This window comes from Streptomyces sp. NPDC059900 (assembly GCF_050270335.1).
In the GTDB taxonomy this organism is placed as follows: domain Bacteria; phylum Actinomycetota; class Actinomycetes; order Streptomycetales; family Streptomycetaceae; genus Streptomyces.
Map to the genome: position 1 here is coordinate 1 of NZ_JBNNJZ010000884.1, position 2,363 is coordinate 2,363.

A 2,363-nucleotide genomic window follows, 5' to 3' on the forward strand; every position below is an offset into this window, starting at 1 on the left:
GGGCATGCGCCCACCTTAGTGGGCACATGCCCACTCGACAACGAGTGAGGGCGGGCCGCCGCACGAGAGGACGAGCTGAATGCCGACCGGGGTGCACCTTCGCGACGCGCGGCAGCAACTGTTCGACGCCGCCGAGCGCGTGCTGCTGCGGGACGGACCGAACGGGCTGACCAGCCGGGCCGTCACCGACGAGGCGGGCTGCGCCAAGGGCGTCCTGCACCGGCACTTCGCCGACTTCGACGCCTTCCTGGCCGACCTCGTGCTCGACCGGGCCGCGCAGCTCGAAACGCAGGCGAGTGCGCTGCGCGGCTCCGCGGGCAGCGGCACGGTGGCCGACAACCTCACCGGCGCGCTGACCTCCCTGTTCGGGCCGGTTCCGGTGGCGATCATCCCGCTGATCACCTTCCGGGACGAACTGCGCGCTCGGCTGCGGCACGCCAGGCCCGGCGGCGGCATCGAGATCCTGGCCCAGGCCACGAACGCGATCTCGGCCTACCTGACCGACGAGCGGGAACAGGGCCGCATCGCGGCCGACGCCGACATCGACTCGCTCACCCTCTCCCTGGTCGGGGGCGGGCATCTCCTGTTCGCGGACCGCGACCCCGGCCCGCCGGGCGCGGCAGCCGTCAGCAAGTTCGTGACGGCCGTCATCGCCGACGCCGTACGGCGACGGCCGGCCTAGAGCCCCCGGGCCGCCGGTTCCGCGGGGGCAGGATCGGCAAGCGGCGCGGCCGGGGGCGCGGTCCTGCCCGCTCCGCGCAGCCAGCCGACGGAGAAGAGGCCCGCGGCGGCCATGACGATCGCGGCGCCCAGTGCGGCGAAGCCCATCCCGTGGGTGAAGGCTTCCCGCGCGGCCGCCAGCACGGTGTCCGCCGTACGGGAGGGAAGCTGCGCGGCCACGCTGGTCGCGCCGCCCAGGGTTTCGCGGACCGCGTCGGCGTGCGGAACGCCCGCTGGGAGGGCGTCGGCCATGTCGCGGCTGTAGACCGCCGCGCCCACGGAGCCGAGGATCGCCATGCCCAGGGCGCCGCCCAGCTCCTGGCCCGACTCCAGGACGGCCGCGGCCGAGCCCGCGCGCTCCGGCGGCGCGGCCCCGATGGCGAGTTCGTTGGCGAGCGTCATGGCGGCGATCAGACCACCCGCATAGACCGCGCCGGCGGTCAGCGTGGTCCACAGGGCCGAGTCGGTCCGCACCTGCGTCAGCCAGAGGAAGCCGAGAGCGGAGAGCAGGAATCCCCCGCCCATGACATACGCCCGGTCGACGCGCTGGGCGAGCACCGCCGAGACCGGCGCCATGACGATCAGGCTCGCGCCCGGCACCAGGCTCCACAGGGCGGCCTCGAAAGGGCTCTTGCCGAGGACGGACTGCAAGTACTGGGTGAGGAAGACGGCCATGCCCACGGTGGCGAACATGGCGAGCATGTTGGCGAACAGCGGGCCGCCGAAGGCACGCTGACCCAGCAGGCCGAGGTCGATCACCGGGTGCGCCGAGCGCTTCTGGCGGCGTACGAAGGCATAGCCGAGCGCCAGTCCCGAGGTGACGCCGAGTGCGGGCAGCGGTGCGTAGCCGTGCTGGGCCAGCTCCTTGATGCCGTAGATGAGAGGGAGCAGGGCGGTGAGGGAGAGGGCCGCGCTCAGCAGGTCGAAGCGGCCCTGCTGCGGTGCCTTGAAGTCCGGTACCAGGAAGGGGACCAGGACGAGCAGCAGCACCATCGCGGGCAGATTGATCAGGAAGACCGAACCCCACCAGAAGTGTTCCAGGAGCAGACCGCTGACGACCGGGCCGAGGGAGATGCCCGCGGTCATGACGGCCGTCCACACGGTCACGGCCCTGCCGCGCTGCTTCTCGTCGAGGAAGAGGTTGCGGATCAGGGCGAGCGTCGAGGGCATCAGGGCGGCGCCGCCGAGCCCCAGCAACGCCCGTACGGCGATGAGCAGTTCGGCCGACTGGGCGTACGCGGCGGCGACCGAGGCCGCGCCGAAGACCGCGGCGCCCGCGAGCAGCAGCGAGCGCCGGCCGATGCGGTCGCCGAGGGCGCCCATGGTGATGAGCAGCCCGGCCAGGACGAAGCCGTACATGTCGAGGATCCACAGCTGCTGCGTGGCGCTCGGTGCGAGGTCCTGGCTGACGTAGGGGATGGCGAAGTAGAGGACCGAGACGTCCATCGAGACCAGCATCAGGGGCAGCATCAGGACGCAGAGGGCGGACCATTCCCTGCGGCCCGCGCGGGGGCCGGGTGTGCCGGATGTGTTCTTCATGCCCGGTACGGAATCGGGTCCGGAGCGTACGCCGCAAACAGGGACCTAGTGCGCCTGCCCAACTACCGCCTCTGAGCTGCGGACTTGTGCGGCCAGTGCACTAG

Annotated in this window: 2 protein-coding genes; one reads left to right on the plus strand and one right to left on the minus strand. The window is 72.2% G+C overall.

Features of this window, described 5'->3' with window-relative positions:
- Window positions 1–79 precede the first annotated feature (79 nt).
- The gene (locus ACQKIP_RS45295) at window positions 80–682 is read left to right on the plus strand and encodes a TetR/AcrR family transcriptional regulator (RefSeq protein ID WP_365855982.1); all 603 of its coding nucleotides are present in this window, start codon (window positions 80–82) and stop codon (window positions 680–682) included.
- Here the strand turns inward: ACQKIP_RS45295 and ACQKIP_RS45300 are convergent.
- Window positions 679–2,259, minus strand: coding sequence for an MFS transporter (locus ACQKIP_RS45300; RefSeq protein ID WP_365855984.1), 1,581 nt, complete (start codon window positions 2,257–2,259; stop codon window positions 679–681). The genes ACQKIP_RS45295 and ACQKIP_RS45300 overlap by 4 nt on opposite strands.
- Window positions 2,260–2,363: the final 104 nt, after the last annotated feature.

Excerpts from the sequence above, each read along its gene's own strand:
- ACQKIP_RS45300 (WP_365855984.1), bottom strand. The coding sequence starts at position 2,259 with ATGAAGAACACATCCGGCACACCCGGCCCCCGCGCGGGCCGCAGGGAA.
- ACQKIP_RS45295 (WP_365855982.1), top strand. The coding sequence starts at position 80 with ATGCCGACCGGGGTGCACCTTCGCGACGCGCGGCAGCAACTGTTCGAC.